The organism is Actinophytocola sp. (assembly GCF_045807065.1).
GTDB lineage: Bacteria > Actinomycetota > Actinomycetes > Mycobacteriales > Pseudonocardiaceae > Actinophytocola.
Window position 1 is genome coordinate 1 of the sequence record NZ_JBJMIE010000098.1, and the last position, 20,974, is coordinate 20,974.

General features: G+C 71.0%; 19 protein-coding genes. 14 read left to right on the forward strand and 5 right to left on the reverse strand.

Annotated features, from left to right (window positions below; genetic code table 11):
- Positions 1–1,030, reverse strand: a 1,030-nt coding sequence (locus tag ACJ73U_RS05680) for a M20/M25/M40 family metallo-hydrolase (RefSeq protein ID WP_407776454.1), incomplete at its 3' end; no start/stop codon positions are given.
- Entirely contained in the window at positions 1,023–1,850 is an 828-nt protein-coding gene (locus tag ACJ73U_RS05685; protein ID WP_407776455.1) for a M55 family metallopeptidase, read from the reverse strand. The genes ACJ73U_RS05685 and ACJ73U_RS05680, both read right to left, overlap by 8 nt.
- 139 nt (positions 1,851–1,989) lie before the next feature.
- On the opposite strand from ACJ73U_RS05685, the gene ACJ73U_RS05690 reads away from it, so the two are divergent.
- The 5 genes from ACJ73U_RS05690 to ACJ73U_RS05710 all read left to right on the forward strand — a co-directional run bounded on the left by ACJ73U_RS05690 (position 1,990) and on the right by ACJ73U_RS05710 (position 8,154).
- A complete protein-coding gene (locus ACJ73U_RS05690; protein ID WP_407776472.1) occupies positions 1,990–3,816 on the forward strand; it encodes an ABC transporter substrate-binding protein in 1,827 nt (608 codons plus the stop codon).
- Positions 3,817–3,825: 9 nt separating this feature from the next.
- Positions 3,826–4,851, forward strand: a complete 1,026-nt coding sequence (locus tag ACJ73U_RS05695) for an ABC transporter permease (RefSeq protein WP_407776456.1) — start codon at positions 3,826–3,828, stop codon at positions 4,849–4,851.
- Entirely contained in the window at positions 4,848–5,750 is a 903-nt protein-coding gene (locus ACJ73U_RS05700; protein ID WP_407776457.1) for an ABC transporter permease, read from the forward strand. Before ACJ73U_RS05695 ends, ACJ73U_RS05700 begins: the two co-directional genes overlap by 4 nt.
- Position 5,751: 1 nt before the next feature.
- Positions 5,752–7,398, forward strand: a complete 1,647-nt coding sequence (locus tag ACJ73U_RS05705; protein ID WP_407776458.1) for a dipeptide ABC transporter ATP-binding protein — start codon at positions 5,752–5,754, stop codon at positions 7,396–7,398.
- A 144-nt stretch (positions 7,399–7,542) separates the two neighbouring features.
- Positions 7,543–8,154 (forward strand): hypothetical protein, encoded by a 612-nt coding sequence (locus ACJ73U_RS05710; RefSeq protein WP_407776459.1) that lies wholly within the window; start codon positions 7,543–7,545, stop codon positions 8,152–8,154.
- Here ACJ73U_RS05710 and ACJ73U_RS05715 read toward each other — a convergent pair.
- Positions 8,121–8,825: a GntR family transcriptional regulator gene (locus tag ACJ73U_RS05715; RefSeq protein ID WP_407776460.1), complete on the reverse strand. Its 705-nt coding sequence runs from the start codon at positions 8,823–8,825 to the stop codon at positions 8,121–8,123. The genes ACJ73U_RS05710 and ACJ73U_RS05715 overlap by 34 nt on opposite strands.
- 38 nt (positions 8,826–8,863) lie before the next feature.
- Here ACJ73U_RS05715 and ACJ73U_RS05720 point away from each other — a divergent pair, with 38 nt between their 5' ends.
- The 7 genes from ACJ73U_RS05720 to ACJ73U_RS05750 all read left to right on the forward strand — a co-directional run bounded on the left by ACJ73U_RS05720 (position 8,864) and on the right by ACJ73U_RS05750 (position 15,818).
- Positions 8,864–9,283, forward strand: coding sequence for a VOC family protein (locus tag ACJ73U_RS05720; protein WP_407776461.1), 420 nt, complete (start codon positions 8,864–8,866; stop codon positions 9,281–9,283).
- Between the two features lie 172 nt (positions 9,284–9,455).
- Entirely contained in the window at positions 9,456–11,012 is a 1,557-nt protein-coding gene (gene mptB / locus ACJ73U_RS05725) for a polyprenol phosphomannose-dependent alpha 1,6 mannosyltransferase MptB (protein WP_407776462.1), read from the forward strand.
- Complete coding sequence (gene mptB, locus ACJ73U_RS05730) at positions 11,002–12,465, forward strand: polyprenol phosphomannose-dependent alpha 1,6 mannosyltransferase MptB (protein WP_407776463.1); 1,464 nt, start codon at positions 11,002–11,004, stop codon at positions 12,463–12,465. The genes mptB (ACJ73U_RS05725) and mptB (ACJ73U_RS05730) overlap by 11 nt, the downstream gene beginning before the upstream one ends.
- Before the next feature lie 10 nt (positions 12,466–12,475).
- Positions 12,476–13,285, forward strand: coding sequence for a class I SAM-dependent DNA methyltransferase (locus ACJ73U_RS05735; protein ID WP_407776464.1), 810 nt, complete (start codon positions 12,476–12,478; stop codon positions 13,283–13,285).
- A 326-nt stretch (positions 13,286–13,611) separates the two neighbouring features.
- A complete protein-coding gene (locus tag ACJ73U_RS05740; protein ID WP_407776465.1) occupies positions 13,612–14,199 on the forward strand; it encodes a hypothetical protein in 588 nt (195 codons plus the stop codon).
- Positions 14,200–14,260: 61 nt separating this feature from the next.
- Positions 14,261–15,043, forward strand: coding sequence for an ArsR/SmtB family transcription factor (locus ACJ73U_RS05745; protein WP_407776466.1), 783 nt, complete (start codon positions 14,261–14,263; stop codon positions 15,041–15,043).
- A 76-nt stretch (positions 15,044–15,119) separates the two neighbouring features.
- A complete protein-coding gene (locus ACJ73U_RS05750; RefSeq protein WP_407776467.1) occupies positions 15,120–15,818 on the forward strand; it encodes an MBL fold metallo-hydrolase in 699 nt (232 codons plus the stop codon).
- On the opposite strand, the gene ACJ73U_RS05755 is transcribed toward ACJ73U_RS05750, so the two are convergent.
- Positions 15,811–16,731, reverse strand: a complete 921-nt coding sequence (locus ACJ73U_RS05755) for an LD-carboxypeptidase (RefSeq protein WP_407776468.1) — start codon at positions 16,729–16,731, stop codon at positions 15,811–15,813. The two genes, ACJ73U_RS05750 and ACJ73U_RS05755, sit on opposite strands and share 8 nt — an antisense overlap.
- Complete coding sequence (locus ACJ73U_RS05760; RefSeq protein ID WP_407776469.1) at positions 16,728–18,650, reverse strand: prolyl oligopeptidase family serine peptidase; 1,923 nt, start codon at positions 18,648–18,650, stop codon at positions 16,728–16,730. The genes ACJ73U_RS05755 and ACJ73U_RS05760 overlap by 4 nt, the downstream gene beginning before the upstream one ends.
- 143 nt (positions 18,651–18,793) lie before the next feature.
- Here ACJ73U_RS05760 and ACJ73U_RS05765 point away from each other — a divergent pair, with 143 nt between their 5' ends.
- Both ACJ73U_RS05765 and ACJ73U_RS05770 read left to right on the forward strand, forming a co-directional pair.
- Positions 18,794–19,369, forward strand: a complete 576-nt coding sequence (locus ACJ73U_RS05765; RefSeq protein WP_407776470.1) for a DUF3090 domain-containing protein — start codon at positions 18,794–18,796, stop codon at positions 19,367–19,369.
- Between the two features lie 5 nt (positions 19,370–19,374).
- Positions 19,375–20,166, forward strand: a complete 792-nt coding sequence (locus tag ACJ73U_RS05770; RefSeq protein ID WP_407776471.1) for an SCO1664 family protein — start codon at positions 19,375–19,377, stop codon at positions 20,164–20,166.
- Positions 20,167–20,974 lie beyond the last annotated feature (808 nt).

Consider the following 20,974-nt stretch of genomic DNA (forward strand, 5'->3'; position numbering starts at 1 on the left):
CCTGCCGTTGCACGAACTCGCGCCGCACGTCCGGGCCCACCAGGCGGTCGACCTCCGCGAGGAGCTCCTCCTCGGTGCCCGGCAGCACGCGGATGTCCACCAGCGCGGTCGCCGAACCCGGGATCACGTTCACCTTGTAGCCCGCCTCGAGCACGGTCGGCGTCGTGCTGTTGCGGACGGTGTTTTCGATGATCTTCGCGGCCGGGCCGAGGCGGCGCAGCGTCTCGTCCATGTCGGACAGGTCGACCTCGATGCCCAGCGCCGGGCCGGCGGCGTCGAGGAACGCGCGGACCGCCGGGGTCAGGTGCACCGGCCACCGGTGGGCGGCCAGCCTGGACAGCGCGTGCACCAGGGTGGTCACCGCGTTCTCGTCGTTGCGCCGCGAGGCGTGGCCGGCCCGGCCGGTCGCCGTGAGGCGCAGGTGCGCGGTACCGCGCTCGGCCGTCGCGACGGGGTACAGGTGGACCGGGCTCCCGTCCGCGTGCCTGGCGCGGACCGTGTAGCCGCCGGACTCGCCGATGGCCACCGCGCAGCCCTCGAACAGCGACGGGTGGTTGTCGACCAGCCAGTGGGCACCCCACTGGCCGCGGTCCTCCTCGTCGGCCACGAACGCCAGCACGATGTCCCGCCGCGGCACCGTGCCGCCCGCCGACCAGCGGGACAGCACGGTGAGGAGGGTGGCGCACATGTCCTTCATGTCGACCGCGCCCCGGCCCCACACGTAGCCGTCCCGGATCTCGCCGGCGAACGGCGGCACGGTCCACTCCGTCGCGTCCGCCGGGACCACGTCCAGGTGGGCCTGGACGAGCAGCGCCGGCAGCGACGGGTCCGCCCCCGGCACCCGGGCGACCACGTTCGACCTGGTGGGTGAGGGTTCCAGCAGCGCGGGCCGGAACCCGAAGTCGGTCAGGTACTCGGCGATGAACTCGGCGATCGCCCGCTCACCGAGCAGTGACTCCCCGTCCCCGAGGTTCGTGGTGTCGAACCTGATCAGCTCCGCGCACAGCTCATCGACCGCCAACTCACCCATAGCTTCCTTCCACGGCGCTGCTGGCGATCGCCGTGACCACCTTGAACGCCTTCATCGCGTCGGTCATGGTGGCGGCGTCGAATCCCACACGCCGCACGTCGAGTTGTTCCACCGTCGGCACCACCGCGGCCGCCGCGGCAAGGTGCGCGGCGTCGAACTCCACCTCGATGCGATGCCCGCCGGTCGCGCCCGGGAAACGTCCCGCGTGGGCCATGCCGGCCCTGGCCGCCTCCTCGATGGCCGCCGCGGTCACCGACGGCGGCAGGCAGATCGCCGCGTACCGGCTCACGCACTCCTTCACCGCGACCGTCCGCGCGTCCGGGGCGTAGGACCCGGCGTCCTCACAGGTCAGGTCGTCGCCGGTGACGAGGAGCACCGGGACGCCGTGCTCGGCGGCGAGTGCCGCGTTGAGCCGGCCCTCACTCGCGTGCACGCCGTCGAGCCACACGCCGGTGATCTGGTTGGGCAGGTAGGTGTGGGACAGCACACCCTCGACCCCGGCGCCGGTGTGGTATCCGAGGAACACCACGCCGTCCACACCGGAGTCGATGCCCTGCATCATCGACAGCGGCTTGTGCCTGCCGATGAGCAGGCGTGCCCGCGTGTCGAGGTCCTCGAGGAGGATGTTGCGCTGGCTGGAGTGGGCCTCGTTCACCAGCACGTCGGTCGCGCCGCCCGCGTACAGCCCCGCGACCGCCGCGTTCACGTCGCTGGTGAAGATGTTTCGGAAACGCTGCCACTGATCGGTTCCGACCTGCACGTCCGCCGTCCAGGTGACGCCGCTGGCGCCTTCCATGTCGGCTGAAATCATGATCCGCACAGCACCACACGTTACGTCTTGGCACACCGTTGCAGACACAGATTGACTTCAAGCACCTCTAAGTGGTTACTTCCTTCCAACTTACGAGGAAGAGGTGATCATCGTGAGATCGACGCTACGGGCGCTCGGTGTCACCCTCATGGCGTCGGCCCTGGTCACAGGCCCGGTCGCGGCACCGGCCGGTGCCGAGGCGGCCGGCGCACAGAGCCCCAAGATACTCCGCATCGGCGTCACACAGGAGGTTGACTCACTCAACCCCTTCATCTCTATCACCCGAACGGGTACAGACATCCTGCGGGCCAACTTCGACTACCTGACGGTCTACAGCCAGCAGGACTACTCGGTGGAGCCGAGCCTCGCCGAGTCCTGGACGACCTCCGACGACAAGCTGACGTGGACGTTCAAGATCCGCAAGGGCGTGAAGTGGTCGGACGGGCAGCCGTTGACCGCCAAGGACCCGGCGTTCACGTTCAACAAGATGCTCTCCGACGAGACCGCGCGCACGGCGAACGGCAGCTACGTCGCCCAGTTCGAGTCGGTCAAGGCGACGGACGACTACACCCTGGTCATCAAGACCAAGGTGCCGCAGTCGACCATGCTGGCCCTGGACGTCCCGATCGTGCCGGAGCACGTCTGGTCGAAGGTCGCCGACATCGGCGCCGAGCCGCAGTTCCCCATGGTGGGCAGCGGTCCGTTCTACGTGACGGACTTCAAGGAAGCCCAGTTCACCAAGATGAAGGCCAACCCGCACTACTGGCGCGGCAAGGCCAAGATCGACGAGCTGCACTTCATCTACTACCGCAACTCCGACGCCGCGGTCACCGCGCTGCAGAGCGGGCAGATCGACCTGGTCAACCGGCTCACCCCGACCCAGTTCGACGCGTTGCAGGGCAACTCGGATGTCGCGCTGAACAACGCGCAGAACCGCCGGTTCAACGAGATCGTGATCAACCCGGGTGCGGCGACGAACGACGGCACGCCGATCGGCAACGGCAACCCCGCGCTGAAGGACGTCAAGCTGCGGCAGGCGATCGCACAGGCGATCGACTCGAAGACGCTGGTCGACAAGGTGTGGGGCGGCTACGCGACCGAGGCCGCGGGGTACATCCCACCCGCGTTCAAGGACTACGCGTGGAAGCCGCAGGGTGACGAGGTCCGCAAGTTCGACCTCGCCGCCGCCAACAAGGCACTCGACGCGGCCGGCTACAAGAAGGGCCCGGACGGCATCCGTCTGGACAAGCAGGGCCAGCCGCTGAACCTGCGGCTCCTGGCGCACGCGGAGAACGTCGTCGACGAGAACGCGGGCCCGTTCATCAAGGGCTGGCTGAAGGACATCGGCCTCAACATCACGATCCAGCCGGTGTCGGACACGCAGATCAACGAGGCCACCACGCGTGGCGAGTTCGACCTCGCGTTCTCCGGCTGGAACGCCAACCCCGACCCGGACTACGTCCTGTCGCTGCAGACCTGCGCCAACCGCCCCAACGCCGAGGGCAAGGGCGGCACCCCGGACTCGTTCTTCTGCGACAAGACCTACGACGACCTGTACAAGAAGCAGCTGTCGGAGCTGGACCCGGCCAAGCGCCAGGACATCGTCAAGCAGATGCAGGCGCGGCTCTACGACCAGGCGCCGCTGGTCATCCTCGGGTACGACAACGCGCTGGAGGCCTACAACAAGAAGGCCTTCGAGGGCTTCCCGCTGCAGCCCGCCAAGGGCGTGATCATGAACCAGCAGGGCTACTGGGGCTACTACGGCGCCACCCCGGCCGGCGAGGGTCCCGTCCCCGTGTTCGGCAAGAACGGCGAGAACACCGCCACCGGCGCCGACACCTCGCAGGCGGCCAGCGAGGACAGCTCGAACACCGGGCTGATCCTCGGCATCATCGGCGCGGTCGTGTTGGTGCTGCTGGTCGGCGGGTTCTTCGTCGTGCGGAGCCGCCGCAGGACCGCGGACGAGCGGGAGTAAGCGAACACCGTGTCGGACATCCTCATCCCGACGGAGGAGGCACTCGCGGAGGCTCCGCCACCCACCCGTGGTGGCGGGGCACTCCGCTACGTGCTGACGAAGATCGGCGGCGGCCTCATCAGCTTCGCCCTGGTGGTCGTGCTCGGCTTCCTGCTGTTCCGGGCGCTGCCGGGCGACGTCGTGCAGACCATGACCCGGGGCCGGCCCGCGACCCCGGCGATGATGGCCGCCCTGGAGCACAAGTACGGGCTGGACCTGCCGCTGTGGCAGCAGTTCCTCCACTACATCGGCGCGCTGCTGCACGGCGACATGGGCGAGTCGTACTTCTACAACGTGCCGGTCTGGCAGAAGATCGGCGAGCGGCTCTGGCCGACGCTCCTGCTGGTCGGCGTGTCGACGCTGATCTCGGTGGCGCTCGGGCTGTGGCTGGGCACCCGGGCGGGGTGGCGGCGGGGCAGCCTGTTCGACCGGCTGTCCACCGGCGTCGCGCTCACGCTGTGGTCGACGCCGACGTTCTGGCTCGGCATGCTCCTGCTCGCCGCCACGAGCGGGTGGTTCCCGACCGCCGGGATCGTCAACTCCGACACGCCACCGGACTTCTTCTCACAGGCGGTCGACGTCGCCCACCACATGGTGCTGCCGACCGTCACGCTGGTGGCGGTCACCTACGCGCAGTACCAACTGGTGATGCGGTCCTCGCTCATCGAGGAGATGGGCGCGGACTACCTGACCACCGCGCGGGCCAAGGGGCTGCGTGAAGACCTGGTGCGGCGCCGGCACGCGGTGCCGAACGCGCTGCTGCCGACGGTGACGCTGGTGTTCCTGCACCTCGGGTTCGTGATCGCGGGCGCGATCAGCGTGGAGACGGTGTTCTCCTGGCCCGGCCTCGGCCTGCTGACCTACGACGCGCTGACCAAGAACGACCTGCCGCTCCTGCAGGGCACGTTCATCGTCCTGGCCGGCGCGGTGATCCTGATGAACACGCTCGCGGACCTGCTGTACCGCGTGCTGGACCCGAGGGTGCGTGCGGCATGAGCAGTCCATCTCCACGGGCTCTGGCGTGGCACCGCCGCGGTGCGGCGTTCGCGGCGGGCTGGCGGGAGTTCGCCAGGCAGCGGTCCGGTCTCGTGGGCCTGGTGTTGCTGGTGGTGATCGTGCTGCTGGCGGTGCTCGCGCCGGTGCTGTCCGACCGGGACGGCCTGGATGTCACGAAGGCCACCGGCGGGCGGCTGGAGTCGCCGAGCGGCGAGTTCTGGCTCGGCACGGACCGCCCCGGCCGCTCGGTGCTGCTGCTGACCTGGTGGAGCGCGCGGGTCTCGCTGTCCGTCGGGTTCACCGCCACGCTGCTGTCGGTGGGGATCGGCACGGTCATCGGCATCCTGGCCGCGCACTTCGGCCGGTGGGTGTCGGCCGGCCTGATGCGGCTCACCGACTTCTTCCTCGTGCTGCCGTCACTGGTGCTGGCGATCGCGCTGTCCACGGTGCTGGAGCGCGGGATCGGCACGATCATCCTCGCGATCGGGCTGACCTCGTGGCCCGCGGCGGCGCGGTTGGTGCGCGCGCAGACGCTGACGATCGAGGCGCGCCCGTACATCGAGCGGGCGCGGGCCCTGGGCGGCGGGCACCTCCACGTGATCGGCAAGCACGTGCTGCCGGCGGTGCTGCCGCTGGTCTTCGTGAACACGACCCTCGCGGTCGGGTCGGCGATCGTGGCCGAGTCGACGCTGTCGTTCCTCGGCCTCGGCGACCCGGACCCGATGCGGCCGTCGTGGGGGTCGATGCTGCGCTCGGCCTGGCTGGACTCGGCCATCATCGCCGGCGCCTGGTGGTACCTCTTACCTCCCGGCATCGCGATCGGCATCGTGGTGCTGGCGTTCACGATGGTCGGTCGTGCGCTGGAGGGTGTGCTGAACCCACGACTGCGGGAGGGCTGACGTGCCGCTGTTGGAACTGCGGGACCTGTCCGTCCGGTACCGCAACCGCGATATCGAGGCCGTGCGCGGGGTGTCGCTGACGCTCGACGCGGGGGAGACGCTGGGGCTGGCGGGGGAGTCGGGCTGCGGCAAGTCGACGCTCGCCATGTCCGTGCTGCGCCTGCTCCCGCCGACGGCCGCGATCGACGGCGAGATCCTGCTGGACGGCGAGGACGTCACCACGATGAGCTGGGGCCGGCTGCGTGCCGTGCGCTGGACGTCGGCGGCGATCGTCTTCCAGGGCGCGATGCACGCGTTGAACCCGGTGCGGCGGGTGCGTGACCAGATCGCCGAACCGATCGAGCTGCACAGCAAGACCCCGGTGTCGGCGCCGGCGCTGCGCAAGCGGGTGAACGAACTGCTCACCCAGGTCGAGCTGCCCGTGGCGAAGGGCGACGCGTACCCGCACGAGCTGTCCGGCGGGCAGAAGCAGCGCGTGATGATCGCGATGGCGCTGGCGTGCGAGCCGCGGCTGGTGGTCGCCGACGAGCCGACGACCGCGCTCGACGTGATCGTGCAGGCCCAGGTGCTGGCGCTGATGTCGGACCTGGTGGCGCGCAAGGACATCGGGCTGATCATGATCAGCCACGACCTGGCGGTGCTGGCGTCGACGTGCAAGCGGCTGGCGGTGATGTACCAGGGGTCGGTGGTCGAGGAGGGCCCGTCCGCCTCGGTGATCACCTCGCCCAGCCACGAGCACACGAGGACCCTGGCCGCCGCGTTCCCGACGGTCGGCGACCCGGCGTCCCGGTACGCCCCGGCCACGTCGAGCCCACTGGAGTTGCCCGCCCCGACGCCGGGGGAGGAGCTGCTGCGGACGTCGGACCTGCACGTCACGTTCCGCGGTCGCGACGTCACCCACGCGGTGGCGGGCGTCGACCTGTCGGTGCGGCGCGGGGAGATCGTGGCGCTGGTCGGCCAGTCCGGCTCGGGCAAGACGACCCTCGCGCGGACGATCCTGGGCCTGCAGCAACCCACGAGCGGCGAGGTGCGCTACGACGGCAGGCCGGTGCCCCGCTCGTCGAGGGGGCTGAAGGCGTACCGGCGGGAGGTGCAGCTGGTGCTGCAGGACCCGACGAGCGCGCTGAACCCGCGACACTCGGTCTACGAGGCGATCGCCGAAGGCCTGCGCATCCACCGCGTGCCGGGCGACGAACGCGAGCACGTGGCGGCGGCACTGGACGCGGCCGAGCTGCGCCCGCCCGCGGAGTTCATGCCGCTGCTGCCGCACCAGCTGTCCGGCGGCCAGCGGCAGCGCGTGGTGATCGCGGGCGCGCTGGCACTGGCACCGAAGCTACTGGTCGCCGACGAGCCGGTGGCGTCCCTGGACGCGTCCGCACGCGGCGAGATCCTGGCCCTGCTGCTGCGCCTGCGGGCGAAGCTGGACCTCGCCGCCCTGGTGATCACCCACGACCTCGGCCTGGCGTGGAACATCGCCGACCGGGTGGCGGTGATGTACCGGGGCGAACTGGTCGAGGTCGGCCCGGTGGACGAGGTGCTGAACAACCCGCAGCACTCGTACACACGGTCACTGTTGGCGGCCCTTCCGTCCACCCATTCGAATGAGCCAACGGCACGAGGTAGTGAAAGCCCTGTGTCAAGCGGCTGAGTTGGCCTTCTCACGGCCAGTATTGGCAGCGACACGCAGAGTAGAGTCTTTGTCCGGGAATCTGATCTGGGCCGCTGCGTCCGTACTCGCGGCCCGGATTTGGGCTGGCTTGGGGCGGAAGCAGCGTTGCGGGTAGGAGCGCGAATGGCACTCGACGCTCTGGTCGGGAAGTACGCCTGGGTCAACCGGATCGAGGGGTGGACCGTGGCGGTGATGCAGCGGCGGTCCGTCGACGAGGTGGTGCGGATCTACGGGGGTGGTCGTGGGGAGCCGATGGGGGAGCTGGCGTTCGTGGACATGGACCGGCACCGCGGTCCCGATCCCGGCGGTGTCGAGCTGTTCGTGCAGGTGGTGACGGGTGCGGAGTTCACCGCGACCCTCGAGCACAACGGGTGGAGCGGCTCCTTCCCGGAGATCGCCCGTCGGTGCTCGGCTGGTGGCGGGTGGTCCTACGGCGTCACCTGGAACGTCAACGGCGCCGGGATGGTGACCCAGGCGGTCGACGGGACGATCGTCGCCCGGTTCGAGTCGCTCTTCTCGTTCGAGCCCGAGCCGCGAGGGGATGAGCGCCGGCCGGGGTGGGCGATCGGGCCGCGGGTGGACCCGGATCTCGCGTGGCAGGTGTGCATGGCCCAGCTCGAGCAGCGGACCGGCGTCGAGGTCGAGGAGCGGTGGCTGCGGGAACCGCACCCCACCTTCCGCATCCCCGAGCCCTACTCGCTCTACCGTGACGTCGAGGGCGCGGACCGGTACTGACTCGCCGTGTCGGGGCCGGTGGTCAGTACCTCGAAGGCGTGACGGCGGTGGACGGCGAACAGCGCCAGCGCGGCCTCGACGTCCCTGGCCCGCAGCGCCGCCGCCAGTTCCCGGTGCTCGGCGGGGATCTGGGGCAGGTAGTCCGCGGTGCTCACGCCGATCCGGGTGAGCAGGAACAGGTAGACCTGGGACCGGATCGCCGTCCAGGCGTCCGCCAGCCGCGTGTGTCGGGCCGCCGCGTAGACCGCGTCGTGGAACTCGATGTCGTGGCGGACCATCGTGTGGGGGTCCGGCGCCCGGGACATCTGGCTCGCGGCGTTCTCGATGGCGGCCAGGTCCGCGTCGGTGGCCACCTCGACCACCCTGGTGACCGCCAGCTGCTCGAGCGCGCCGCGCAGGCTGTCCAGCTCGGCGACGTCGTCGGGGGACAGGGTGGTCACCGTCGTGCCCCGGTGCCAGGTGCTGCGGACCAGGCCCTCCCGTTCGAGCCGCAGCAACGCCTCGCGCACGGGGCCCCGGCTGACCTCCAGCGCCCGCGACAGCTCCACCTCGCGCAGCTGCGCGCCGGGCGCGTACCGCCCACCGAAGATGGCCTCACGGATGCTGTCGGCGACCTCCTCGGCCAGCCCTCGGCGCCGGGCGGGGACCACGCCGCCGGTGGTACTCGTCACGCAACCTCCTTCGCTTGTCTGAATGTTAACATCACGACATGCCGGAGATCCCCCGCTTCCACCTGGCCATGCCCGTCGACGACCTGACCGCCGCTCGCCGGTTCTACGGCGAGGTCCTCGGTCTCGAACAGGGCCGCAGCGCCGAGACCTGGGTGGACTGGAACCTCAACGGCCACCAGTTCGTCACGCACCTGGCCCCGACCCGCACCGAACGCGTCCACAATCCGGTCGACGGCCACGACGTCCCCGTGCCGCACTTCGGCCTGATCCTCACCGTTCCCGAGTTCCACCGCCTGGCCGACCGGCTCCGGGCCGCGAACACGGAGTTCGTGATCGAGCCGTACGTGCGCTTCGAGGGCCGGCCCGGCGAGCAGTGGACGATGTTCCTGCTCGACCCGGCCGGCAACGCGCTGGAGTTCAAGGCCTTCGCCGACGACGACCAGGTGTTCGCGGCGTGAGGATCGGCGTGACCGCTGGTCCGGCCGTGGCACACGACTCCCTGTCCAGGGCCGACGCGGTCGCGAACCTGGTGCCGTGATCACCTGCGGTGGCACCGCCGGCACGTCCGGTGCTGTGAAAGACCACGGTTCCGGCGATCGGACCAACCGGCCTGTGTAATCTCAGACCGCCATGACCACCACCACCGACGCCCACGGGGTGCCCCCCGCAGTGAGCACCATCGAGAACACGACACCGGCGCCAGCGACCGATCGCCGCGCGCCCGCGTTTCCGGTGCGCACGATCACCCTCGGCACCATCGGCAGCCTGCTGATCCTCGTGAGCGCGCTCGGTGCGGGCGCGATCCTCGCCCAGGATCCGCTGATCGGCCGCGGGCCGTTCTCCTGGATCCGCTACGGCCACGGACGCATACTGGCCACCCTCGTCCTCTACGTCGGCTTCGCCCTGGTCGTCTGGGCGTGGGTGCTGCTCGGGCGGCACGTGCTGGCCCGGCGCGTCGGCACCCGGCCGGTCCTCATCGCGTCGCTGTGCTGGACCATCCCGATGCTGTTCTCGCCGCCGGTCTTCTCGCGGGACGCCTACCTCTACATCGCCTACGGCACGCTCCCGCTGCACGGCTATGACCCCTACTCGGTCGGTCCCGGCATCCTCGACGTCCCGCCCGTGGTGGACAACGTCGACTCGTTCTGGCAGGCCACGCCGGCGCCGTACGGGCCGCTGTTCATCCTGCTGGCCAAGGGCGTCATCTCGATCACCGGCACCAACATGATCGCCGGCGTCATCCTCATGAAGTTCGGCCTCGTCATCGGCGTCGCGCTCATGGTGTGGGCGATGCCGGGGCTGGTCCGCCACCTCGGCGGGCGGCTCCCGGTCGCGCTGTGGCTCGCGGTGGCCGGGCCGATGACGGTGGTGCACCTGGTCGGCGGCCCCCACAACGACGTCCTCATGGTGGGCCTGCTCGCGGTCGGCACGGTCATGGTGCTCGACCGAAAACACGTCCTCGGCATGGTCGTGGTGACGCTCGCGGTGGCGGTGAAGGTCACGGCCGCGGTCGCGTTGCCGTTCCTCGTGTGGGTGTGGGCCGGGCACCTGGAGTCGACCCGCTGGCGGAACTTCGCGCGGGCGTGTGCGGCCTCGGTCGGCATCTTCGTGGTCACGTTCGCGGCCGCGACGGCCGTGTCCGGGGTCAACCTCGGCTGGATCTCCGCGCTGGACGCGCCGACCGCGATCGTCAACTGGCTGTCCGTCCCGACCGGCGCCGGCGAGATCCTGCACGGCCTGGTCGGCATCTTCGCCGACCTGCCGAAGGTCTGGTTCGTGACGCTGATGCGGATCGTCGGCGTCGTCTTCATGATCTGGGTCCTGGTCCGCCAGTGGTGGCTCGCCCGCGACGGCGGCGCGGACGCCGTCCGCCGCGCCGCGATCGCGCTGTTCGCGTTCGCCGTCCTGTCGCCGGCCACGCTGCCGTGGTACCTCGCCTGGGGCGCCGTGATCGCCGCCGCGCTGCGCTGGGAGCGCCGCCAGCTCGCCGTCCTGGTCACCTTCGCCGTGTTCCTGGTCCTGACCTACACACCGGCCGGTGACGACCTGCTCTACAACTGGCTGTTCATGGCCCTCGCCGCCGGCGTCTCGGTCGTCGCCGGGCAGTCCCTGCTGCGCCGTGACCCGCTGAACCTGTTCCCCGCCCGCGAGCCGCTCCTGCCGGGCGGGCCGAGCGTTGATCGCTGACACGGCAGAAACCGCCGCGGACCCCGTTCCAGCCGAGCCGGCGAGGACCCGGCCCACGATCGTCCTCGGCACCGCCGGGAGCCTGCTGCTGCTCGCCGGCAGCTTCGCCGCCGCGGCCGGCTCGGTGCGGCACCCGTTCCTGACCGGTCCGCTGGACTGGCTGAACTACGGACACGGCCGCATGCTCGCCGAGTTCGCCGTCTACCTCGGCTACGCGCTGATGGTCGTGGCGTGGATCCGGCTGGGCCGCCACGCCATCGCCGGCCGGGTGGGTACGCGGCCCGTGCTCGTCGCCGCGGCGTGCTGGACCGTGCCGATGCTGTTCGCGCCGGCGTTGTTCACCCGGGACGTGTTCTCCTACCTGGCCCAGGGCGCGGTCGCACTGGGTGGCCACGACCCGTTCACCGTGCCGCCGACGGTCCTGGGCCACGACTCGGAGATCCTCAACAACGTCCACCCGTTCTGGCAGGGCACACCGGCGCCGTACGGCCCGCTGTTCATCCTGCTGGCCAAGCTCACCGTCTGGCTGGTCGGCGAGCACGTCTACGCCGGCATCCTCGTCACCCGGCTCATCCAGCTGTCCGGGCTCGCGTTGCTGGTGTGGGCGCTGCCGGGGCTGGTGCGGCACCTCGGCGGGCGGCTGCCGGTCGCCACGTGGCTGCTGATCGCCGGTCCGATCACCGTCGTACACCTGGTGGGCGGGCCGCACAACGACCTCATGATGATCGGCCTCCTCGCCGCCGGCACGCTGCTCGTGCTGGACGGCAGGCACGCCGCCGGGATCGCGGTCGTGGCGGTCAGCGTCGCGGTCAAGGCCAGCTCCGCCGTGGCGCTGCCGTTCCTCGTGTGGGTGTGGGCGAACCGGCTGTCCTCGACCCGCTGGCGCAACCTCGTCCGCGCGGCGGCGTGCGCGCTCGGCGTGTTCGTGGTCGTGTTCGCCGCGCTGACCCTGCTGGCCGGGGTCGACCTCGGCTGGCTGTCCATGGTCAACGCGTCCTCCCGCCTGGTGAACTGGTTGTCGCCGCCCACCGCGCTCGGCGAGATCGTCCACGGGTTGGCCGCCATCTTCGTGGACTCCTCGCGCGACCCGTTCGTCACCGTCACGCGAATCCTCGGCGAGGTCGTGCTCGCGGTGCTCCTGGTGCGGCAGTGGTGGCTCGCCCGCGACGGCGGTACGGACGCGGTACGGCGGGCGGCCGTCGCGTTGTTCCTCGTCGCGGTGCTGTCGCCGACGATGCTGCCGTGGTACCTGACCTGGGGCCTCGCGATCGGCGCGGCGCTGCCGTGGCGACCGCGCCGGCTGGCGGTGGCGGCGGGCGTGTCGGTGTTCATGGTGGCGCCGTACTCGCCGTCGGGGGAGCAGCTGCTGTACGAGTGGCCGCTGATGTTCGTCGCGATCGCGCTGTCGGCGTTCGCGGGTTACGCGCTGGTGCGGCGGACGCGCCAGGTATGACACTGCGGGTATGACGCACGCGGACTTCGGGCCGGTGCCGGCCGCTCCGTTGCCGGTGTCCGACCCGAGGGACTTCTACGACCAGCTCGCCGACGACTACCACCTGATCTTCCGCGACTGGTGGGAGAGCGCGAACCGGCAGGGCGAGGTACTCGGCGCGTTGCTGGCCCGGCACGGCGTGGCACCACCCGCGGACGTGCTGGACTGCACCTGCGGGATCGGCACCCAGGCGTTGCCGCTGGCCGCGCGCGGCTACCGGGTGGTCGGCTCGGACTACAGCGCCGCCGCACTCGGACGGGCCGCGGAGCTGGCCCGTGAACGCGACCTCGCGGTCCGGTGGGTGGAGGCGGACGCGCGCCGGCTCGGCGAGGTGGTCGACTCGACGTTCGACGCGGTCATCTCCTTCGACAACTCACTGCCCCACCTGCTCACCGACGCCGACGTGGCGGCCGCCCTCACGGCGATCCACGGGCGGTTGGCGCCGGGCGGGTTGTTCGCGGGGAGCATCCGGGACTACGACGCGCTAGTGCGTGACCGGACCGGCGGGGTGATGCCGGGTGTCGTGGACGTCGACGGGGAGCCGCGCATCTACGGCCAGGCGTGGCAGTGGGACGACACGCTGCGGACCGTTCGCATCCACATGTTCATCCTGCGCCAGCGCGACGGCGAGTGGCGGACGGTGGTCCGGTCCACGACGTTCCGCGCGTTGCGGCGGGCCGAACTGACCGCCGCGCTCCTCGGCGCCGGGTTCACCGACGTGGCGTGGACCGAGCCGGCGGCGGGCGGCTACTACCAGCCGGTGTTCACCGCACGCGCCTAGTACCACACGGCTGGATCGACTTCGCCGTCGCGGAAGCGGCTGGTCAAAGTCGGGGCCGGTGGCTGTTCTCGCGAGAATCGCCGCAGGTCGCCGCAAGTTCTACTAGCGCCAGGCCTCACCCAGGGCGGCATCTGCTCCTGACCTGGTACTCCTCCCCTGAATCAAATATTAATAATATAGATGTCCAATTATTTCGCACGGGTCAGGCGGGTCGAAAAACAAGCCTCGAGGAGGCACGGTCTCGTGAATAGTGGGTTGTCGCCCGGACCGGCACGAGTAGGTCGCCGACAGCGAGGGTCTGGCCGGTCGGAAGGGGAGGGATGGCTGTGCACCCGCTCTTGACGGTGCTCCTGGCGGCAGCGGTGGGGGAGTACCCGCCGGCCGACGGTCGGGCGGTGTTCCTGCCGCCGCTGCCGAACGGGCAGGTGGCGGTCGTGTCGCTGACCGGGCGCGCCTACCTGGCGACGGACCGGCGGCTCCCGGGGCTGGACGGGTTCGGTTCGGCGCTGCGGCCCGAGGTGCTGCGGGAGCTGGCCGGCCCGGACGGCGAGGTCGGCACCCTCGACGTCACCCTGGCGGCGCCCGGCCGTGGTGGCGGTGGCCTGCCGGCCCGATCCGACCTGCTGGACCACCCGAGAGTGCGCCACGCCCTGGCCCTGCGGGATGCGGTACGGGTGTATGGCGACGAGCGCGGCCTGGTGACGGTCGCGGCGGGGCTGGCGGGCCGCACGGAGGTGTCCGTGGAGGCGTTCGAGCGCGGCAAGGGGCGTCAGCTCGTCCGTGCGGCGCTACGGCTCGTGTGCGTCGGGGAGCCGGTGTTCGCGGCTGTCGCGCCTGGTAACGCGCGGTCCCTGCGCGCCTTCCTCACCGAGGGGTTCGTCCCGCTCGGCAGTGAGGTGATCATCCTGCCTTGACATGCACCCTGACGGCTGCATAAATTAGGCAACCAGATGGCTGCATATCGAACGGAGGCCGATGGACGACGTGTTCAGGGCCCTCGCCGACCCGAGCCGGCGGGCGCTGCTCGACCGGCTCAACGCCCGCAACGGCCAGACCCTGCGTGAACTGTGCGCGGGGCTGGACATGGCCCGCCAGTCGGTGAGCAAGCACCTCGCCGTGCTGGCGGCCGCCAACCTCGTCAGCACGGTGTGGCGGGGCCGGGAGAAGCTGCACTACGTCAACGCGGAGCCGATCAACGCCATCGCCGACCGCTGGATCAACCAGTACGACCGCGCGCGGGTGCACGCACTCGCCGACCTCAAGTCCGCCTTGGAGGCTCCCGTGAACAGGCCCGAGTTCGTCTACACCACCTACATCAACACCACCCCGGAACGCCTCTGGCAGGCGCTCACCGACCCCGCGTTCACCACGCGGTACTGGCGCACCACGTTCGACACCGACTGGGCCAAGGGGTCGCCGATGACCTGGCACCACCAGGGCATCACGATCGCCGACGCCGAGCAGGTCGTGCTGGAGTCGAACCCGTACACGCGACTCGCGTACACGTGGCACACCTTCACCCAGGAGTGGGCGGACTCGACGAAGGCCTTCGACGACGAGAACCTGGCGAAGCTCCGTGAGGAGCCCCGCTCGACGGTGACCTTCGACATCGAGCAGCAGGACGGCCCGGTCGTCAGGCTGACGGTCACGCACGAGGGCGGGCCGACGCTGCTGGAGGCCGTCAGCCAGGGCTGGCCGGCGATCATCTCCAGCCTGAAGTCGCTGCTGGAGACCGGGGCCGTGCTGCCGGCGGGCTGAGCCTCCGCGCCCCCACGGCGTGCGCCCAGAGCGAAACCGGGCCCCGACCGGCCCGGTAAGTTCCTAGGTTGGGCGCATGGAGATCGTCGAGCTGCTGCCCACCCTGCACCAGGTGAACCTGGATTTCGGTCAGGTGTACCTGTGGCGGGACGACGACGAGCTGACGCTGGTGGACACCGGCACGCCCGGCAGCGGAGCGGCCATCGACTCCGCCGTCGCGTCGCTCGGCCTCGCCCGGTCGGCCGTGCGGCGGATCCTCGTGACCCACGGCCACGAGGACCACGCCGGTTCGGCGGCGGAGATCCGCGGGTGGCACGGCGCCCCGGTGTACGTGCACCACGCGGACGCGCCGGTTGTGCGGGGCGAGCGCCGGCGTGCGGAACCGGTGATCACGGAGTTCGAACGCCCGTACTGGGAGCAGGTCACCGCGTCGGGCATCACCTCCCTCGCGATTCCGCCGTCCCCGGTGGACACCGAACTGGTCGGCGGGGAGGAGCTGGACTTCGGCGGGGGCGCCCACGTCGTGGCGATCCCCGGTCACACGGCCGGCAGCATCGCGGTTCATCTGCCCGCGCACGGCGTCGTGTTCGCCGGCGACACGGTGGCCACCCTGCCCGGGCAGGGTGTCATCCCCGGTGTGTTCAACGTCGACCGGACCGCGATGCTCGAGTCGTTCCGCCGGCTCGCGGACCTCGACCCGGACGTCGTGTGCGTCGGCCACGGCGCGTCGGTGGTCGGGGACGCGGGCCGGGCGATGCGTGCCGCGCTCAGCTGAGTGCGGGTTCCGCCAGCGTGATGGTGCCCTGGTCGGCGTCCAGGGTCCCCCGGGCGCCCAGCGGGATGGTCAGCTGGTCGGGGCAGTGGCCGAAGCCCAGCTCCCACACGATCGGGAGCCCCAGCCCGACGAGGAGGTCCGTGACGACGTCGCGGATCTCCTCGTGGGTGCCGCAGCCCGTCCACGAGCCCAGCGCGACGCCCGTGACGCCGGTGAACCAGCCCGACCGCAGCAGTTGGGTGAGCATGCGGTCGACCTGGTAGGGCTCCTCGTTCACGTCCTCCAGCAGGGCGAGTGATCCGTCCGGCGGGATGAACGCGTCGGCCGCGCCGACGCCGGAGGACAGCAGCGACAGGTTCCCGCCGACGATCACGCCGCTCGCGACCCCGTCGGACAGCGCGGACGCCGCGGGGCCGGTCAGGGTGCGCACCGACTCCGGCTCGAAGACCGTCTGGCGGAAGTGCTTCTGCGCGCCCGCGTCGAACGACACCTCGCCCGCCACGATCGGCGAGAACAGCGTCACGAGGTTGAGCCGCGACCCCATGGCCTCGTGCAGGGCGGTGATGTCGCTGGACCCGGTGAACAGCTTCGGGCCGGCCTCGGCCATGGCGTCCCAGTCGAGCAGGTCGACGATCCGCATGCTGCCGTAGCCGCCGCGCGCGCACAGCACCGCGTCGACCGTGGGGTCGCGCCACGCGCGCTGCAGGTCGGCGGCGCGGTGCGCGTCGAGCCCCGCAAGGTACGGCAGGGTCGGGTGCCGGTGCAGGACGTGCTCGCCGACCTCGACGACGAGGCCCCAGCTCTCCAGGATGCCGATCCCGCGCCGCAGCAACGGCTCCCGCACCGGTCCCGCCGGGGCGACCAGCGCGACCTTGCTCCCCGGCCGCAGCCGCGGCGGCCTGATCCGCATCATGACTTCAGCTCCAGCACCGGCACCTCGGGCGGGACGAACCCGAACACCTGCCCGTAGAACGACAGCTCGGCCTCCAGCGCGGCGATCACCGACGATGCGCGCCGGAACCCGTGCTGCTCGCCCTCGAACGTGAGGTAGGCGTGTTGGAGCCCGGTGCCGTCGAGGCTCGCGACGAACCGGTCCGCCTGTTCGGGCGGGCACACCTGGTCCTCCAGTCCCTGCAGCAGCAGGACGGGCCCGGCGAGTGAGTCGACGTGGTTGCTGGGCGAGCGCTCCGCGTACCGGGCGGCGTGCTCGGGCAGCGTGCCGACCAGCCCCTCGATGTAGCGGGACTCGAAGTCGTGGGTCTCACCGCCCTGGTCGGTCCAGCCGGTGAGGTCGAGGATGGGGAACATGATCGTCGCGCACGCGTAGGTGGTCACCGAGGTCATGGACGCGGCCGCGGTCCACCCGCCCGCGCTGCCGCCCCGCACCGCGAGCCGCGTCCCGTCGGCGACGCCCTCCTCGGCGAGCTGGGTCGCGACGGTCGCGCAGTCCTGCACGTCCACCACGCCCCACTGCTCGTTCAGCGACTCCCGGAACGCCCGCCCGTACCCGGACGAGCCGCCGTAGTTCACCGAGACCACGCCGAGGCCGCGGCTCGTGAAGTACACGATCTCGCGCCGGAGCACGTCGGTGGACTTGCCGGTCGGGCCGCCGTGCACGTTCACGAGGAACGGCGGCGCGGCGCCGTCCGGGGCCACGAACCCGGGGTTGCGCGGCAGGTACACGAACGCGGGGATCCGCCGGCCGTCCGGGCTGGTGAACACCCGGTGCTCCGGGGTGGGCAGGTAGTCGGCCAGGGCGGTGTCGTCCTCGCCGCCGGAGACGGTCGTGGTGGTCCCGGACGCCAGGTCCAGCCGCACCACGGCCAGCTCGCGCCGTGGGCCGCCCGCCGCTGAGACGACCGTGTCGCCGTGCGCGGTCAGGTCAGCGGACCACGACGTCAGGTCGGTGTCGACGTCGGTCACCGTGCCGGCGTGCTCGTCGAGCACCGCCAGCCGGTCCGACCGCAGGACCGCGTACCGGCCGCCGCCGAGTGGCGCGAACCAGCGGCTGCCCAGCACCCACAGCGGACCGCCGAGCTCCTCCTCGCACGGCGCCAGGTTGACCTTCGTGCCGTCGAGCCCGACGCGGAACAGGTTCCACCAGCCGTCCGGGTCGGTGAGCACGAGCAGCGAGCCGGCCGACTCCCACTCGGCCTGGCAGACGCTCTCCCGGGGGCCGCCGGCCAGCACGCGGTGCGGCTGGCCCAGCTCCGCCACGCAGAGCTCGGTGCCGTCCCAGGGCATGTTCGGGTGCTCCCAGCCGATCCAGGCCAGCCGGGTGCCGTCGGGGGACAGGCGCGGGTTGGCGAGGAAGTGGTGGGTCGCGACCAGTGAGCGCGGCCCCGTGCCGTCGAGCGGCACCTCCACCACGTCGCGGCGGAGGTCGACGGGTCGGTCACCGGTGACGGTCTCGCGCACGCACAGCACGGACGTGTTGGCATGCCCGGGGGAGAGGTCGGCGTAGCGCACGCCCTGGTGCCGCTCGGGTTCCGGCGTCAGCGGGTGCGGCTCCTCGTCGCCCTCGGTGAACGCGTACACCCGCTGGTCCGCCCAGTTCGTGAAGACGACCGTGCTGCCGAGGACCACCCACGGCCGGCCGCCGTACTCGTGCACCCGGTTGCGCACGTTCCACGGCCCCGGCAGCACCTCGACCGGCGTCCCGTCCGGTCCCTCGCGCATGAGCGCGGACCGTCCCTCCTCGTTCGGCCGGCCCTCCGCCCACCAGACCACGCCGTCGTGCACGTCCACCCACCTCGGGGTGACCCCGGCCGCGGCCACCGCCTCGGCGGTCAACGGGGACGCCCAACTGCCGAACTCTGCGATCTTCGCCACGCGCAGACCCTAACGCGCCGGGCCGCGGAACATCACCGCCGTGGTGAGGCCGACCACCTGGCGATAACGTTCGTGGCGGCGGGCGTGTCGGCGCGGGAACAGGCCTGCTCGAACGCGACGTTTGCCGTAGGGTCGGAGGTGTCATGGCTCGAGTAATTCATGTCTTCCGCCAGCCCGATCGGTTCGTCGCCGGCACAGTCGGGCAACCTGGCGACCGTACGTTCTACCTGCAGGCTTCCGAGAGCGCCAGGACGGTGAGCGTCGCGCTGGAGAAGCAGCAGATGGCGGTGCTCGCTGAGCGCATCGGGTCGCTCCTGGAGGAGGTCCACCGCCGCTTCGGCGCGGACCTGCCCGACGAGACGCCGCCGGACCTGGTCGACGCGGACCCGCTCAACGTGCCGGTGGAGGAGGAGTTCCGGGTCGGCACGATGGGCCTCGGGTGGGACTCCGAGACCAGCGCCGTCGTGATCGAGCTGCTCGCGATCACCGAGAACGAGGTCGACGAGTCGATCGTGCTCGACGACACCGAGGAGGGCCCGGACGCGGTACGCGTGTTCCTCACCCCGGCCGAGGCGCGGGCGTTCGCCGAGCGCGCCGACCGGGTGATCAACGCCGGCCGCAAGCCGTGCCCGCTGTGCGGTGAGCCGCTCGACCCGGCCGGGCACGTCTGCCCGCGGCAGAACGGCTACCGGCGCACCGAGGACGACGAGGCGGAATAGGGACGTTGCTGCCGTCTGACCCGGGTGTCGTCGAGCTGCTGACCCGAGGACGCCTCTCGATCGAGGGACGCCTCGTCGACGCCTCCAACGCCACGCTCTTCTGCGCGATCTCCGGCGGCGACGAGACCGCGCACTGCGTGTACAAGCCGGTCAGCGGCGAACGCGCGCTGTGGGACTTCCCGGACGGCACCCTCGCCGGCCGCGAGGTCGCCTCCTACCTGGTGTCGCGCACCGCCGGCCTGTCGGTGATCCCGCCGACCGTGCTGCGGTCCGGGCCGTTCGGCCCCGGCATGGTGCAGCTGTGGATCGACACCAAGGAGGGCGACGACCTGGTCGACGTGCTCCCGCCCGAGGACGTGCCGGCGGGCTGGCGCGCGGTGCTGCGGGCACACGACCGGTTCGGCGAGCCGGCGGTGTTGGTGCACGCCGACCACCCGAGCGTGCGGCTGATGGCCGCCCTGGACGTGGTGCTCAACAACGCGGACCGCAAGGGCGGGCACGTGCTGCACGGCACCGACGGCAACGTCTACGGCGTCGACCACGGGATCTGCCTGCACAGCGAGCACAAGCTGCGGACCGTGCTGTGGGGGTGGGTGGGGGAGCGGCTGCCCGAGGACGTGGTCGGCATGCTCCGGACACTGCGTGCCGGCCTCGACGACGTTGCCGCGACGCTCGCGGACCACATCACCACCGGCGAGGTCCGGGCCCTGCGGACCCGGTTGGACGACTTCCTCACGGCGGGGGAGTTCCCGTCACCGGGCGAGGACTGGCGCGCGATCCCGTGGCCGGCGTTCTGACCGGCTAAGGCGGGTTTCCTCCATCTGCCTCCCTCCATCTGCCTCTCGACTACTCCCCCTGTTCTAAATCAATTATCTAGTATATAGATGTCCAATTATTGCGCTGATCTGGGGTGTGTTGGGACCCCAGCGGCGACCCAAAGAAGCAGAGAGGGGAGAGGGTCGTCGGTCCGTCTCTTGTGGGGGAGGTGCTTGCGGGGGAGCCCGGTAGTGGTCGCTGAGACCGGGTGGAGTCAGGGTCTACGTAGTATCCGCCGAGGATCGGGCGAATATGCTTTGACCAGCGGTGTGGCGTGAAGTGTCGGTGCGCAGAACAGCGCTCAAGCTGACTGGTTGCGGGTCGGTACGCCGGCGGCGGTGAGCCGGTCTCGGTAGATCCGGTACGCCTTGCGATCGGCGGGAGTCTGCTCGACGCTGGTTCCGGTTGACCAGCATCGTGGTGGTCGCGTCGGTCGCCGCGAGGTCGACGATGCTCGACAACGGTCCCGACAGCACCCGCAGCGTCACCTCGTGGCGGCGATACCAGTCGCGGACGGCGAGGATGTCGGTGAGGTCGCGGCAGAGTCGGTAGAGCTCGGAGACGGTGATCTGGTCACCGGGCGGGTGTAGCGGGCGAGCTCGCGGAACCCGGGCCGTTCCAGGGCGGGGATCTTCGACGAGGTAGCCGGGTCGGGCCTCTCGTCGTCCGGGCTCCGCGTCGGGCCACGGCAACCGGCCGCGGGCCGGGCGTGCGTCCTTCCTGTGGAGGAGATGCGGCCGCGATCAGGCCCCTCCGCAGGGAGGACGCCTCCGGCTCAGCGCAGGAACC

What these genes read in the sequence shown, in the direction of transcription:
- ACJ73U_RS05735 (WP_407776464.1), top strand. Translation starts at nt 12,476, where the DNA reads ATGACGCACGCGGACTTCGGGCCGGTGCCGGCCGCTCCGTTGCCGGTG.
- ACJ73U_RS05700 (WP_407776457.1), top strand. Translation starts at nt 4,848, where the DNA reads ATGAGCAGTCCATCTCCACGGGCTCTGGCGTGGCACCGCCGCGGTGCG.
- ACJ73U_RS05765 (WP_407776470.1), top strand. Translation starts at nt 18,794, where the DNA reads ATGGCTCGAGTAATTCATGTCTTCCGCCAGCCCGATCGGTTCGTCGCC.
- ACJ73U_RS05745 (WP_407776466.1), top strand. Translation starts at nt 14,261, where the DNA reads ATGGACGACGTGTTCAGGGCCCTCGCCGACCCGAGCCGGCGGGCGCTG.
- ACJ73U_RS05690 (WP_407776472.1), top strand. Translation starts at nt 1,990, where the DNA reads ATGGCGTCGGCCCTGGTCACAGGCCCGGTCGCGGCACCGGCCGGTGCC.
- ACJ73U_RS05755 (WP_407776468.1), bottom strand. Translation starts at nt 16,731, where the DNA reads ATGATGCGGATCAGGCCGCCGCGGCTGCGGCCGGGGAGCAAGGTCGCG.
- mptB (WP_407776462.1), top strand. Translation starts at nt 9,456, where the DNA reads ATGACCACCACCACCGACGCCCACGGGGTGCCCCCCGCAGTGAGCACC.
- ACJ73U_RS05710 (WP_407776459.1), top strand. Translation starts at nt 7,543, where the DNA reads ATGGCACTCGACGCTCTGGTCGGGAAGTACGCCTGGGTCAACCGGATC.
- ACJ73U_RS05750 (WP_407776467.1), top strand. Translation starts at nt 15,120, where the DNA reads ATGGAGATCGTCGAGCTGCTGCCCACCCTGCACCAGGTGAACCTGGAT.
- ACJ73U_RS05720 (WP_407776461.1), top strand. Translation starts at nt 8,864, where the DNA reads ATGCCGGAGATCCCCCGCTTCCACCTGGCCATGCCCGTCGACGACCTG.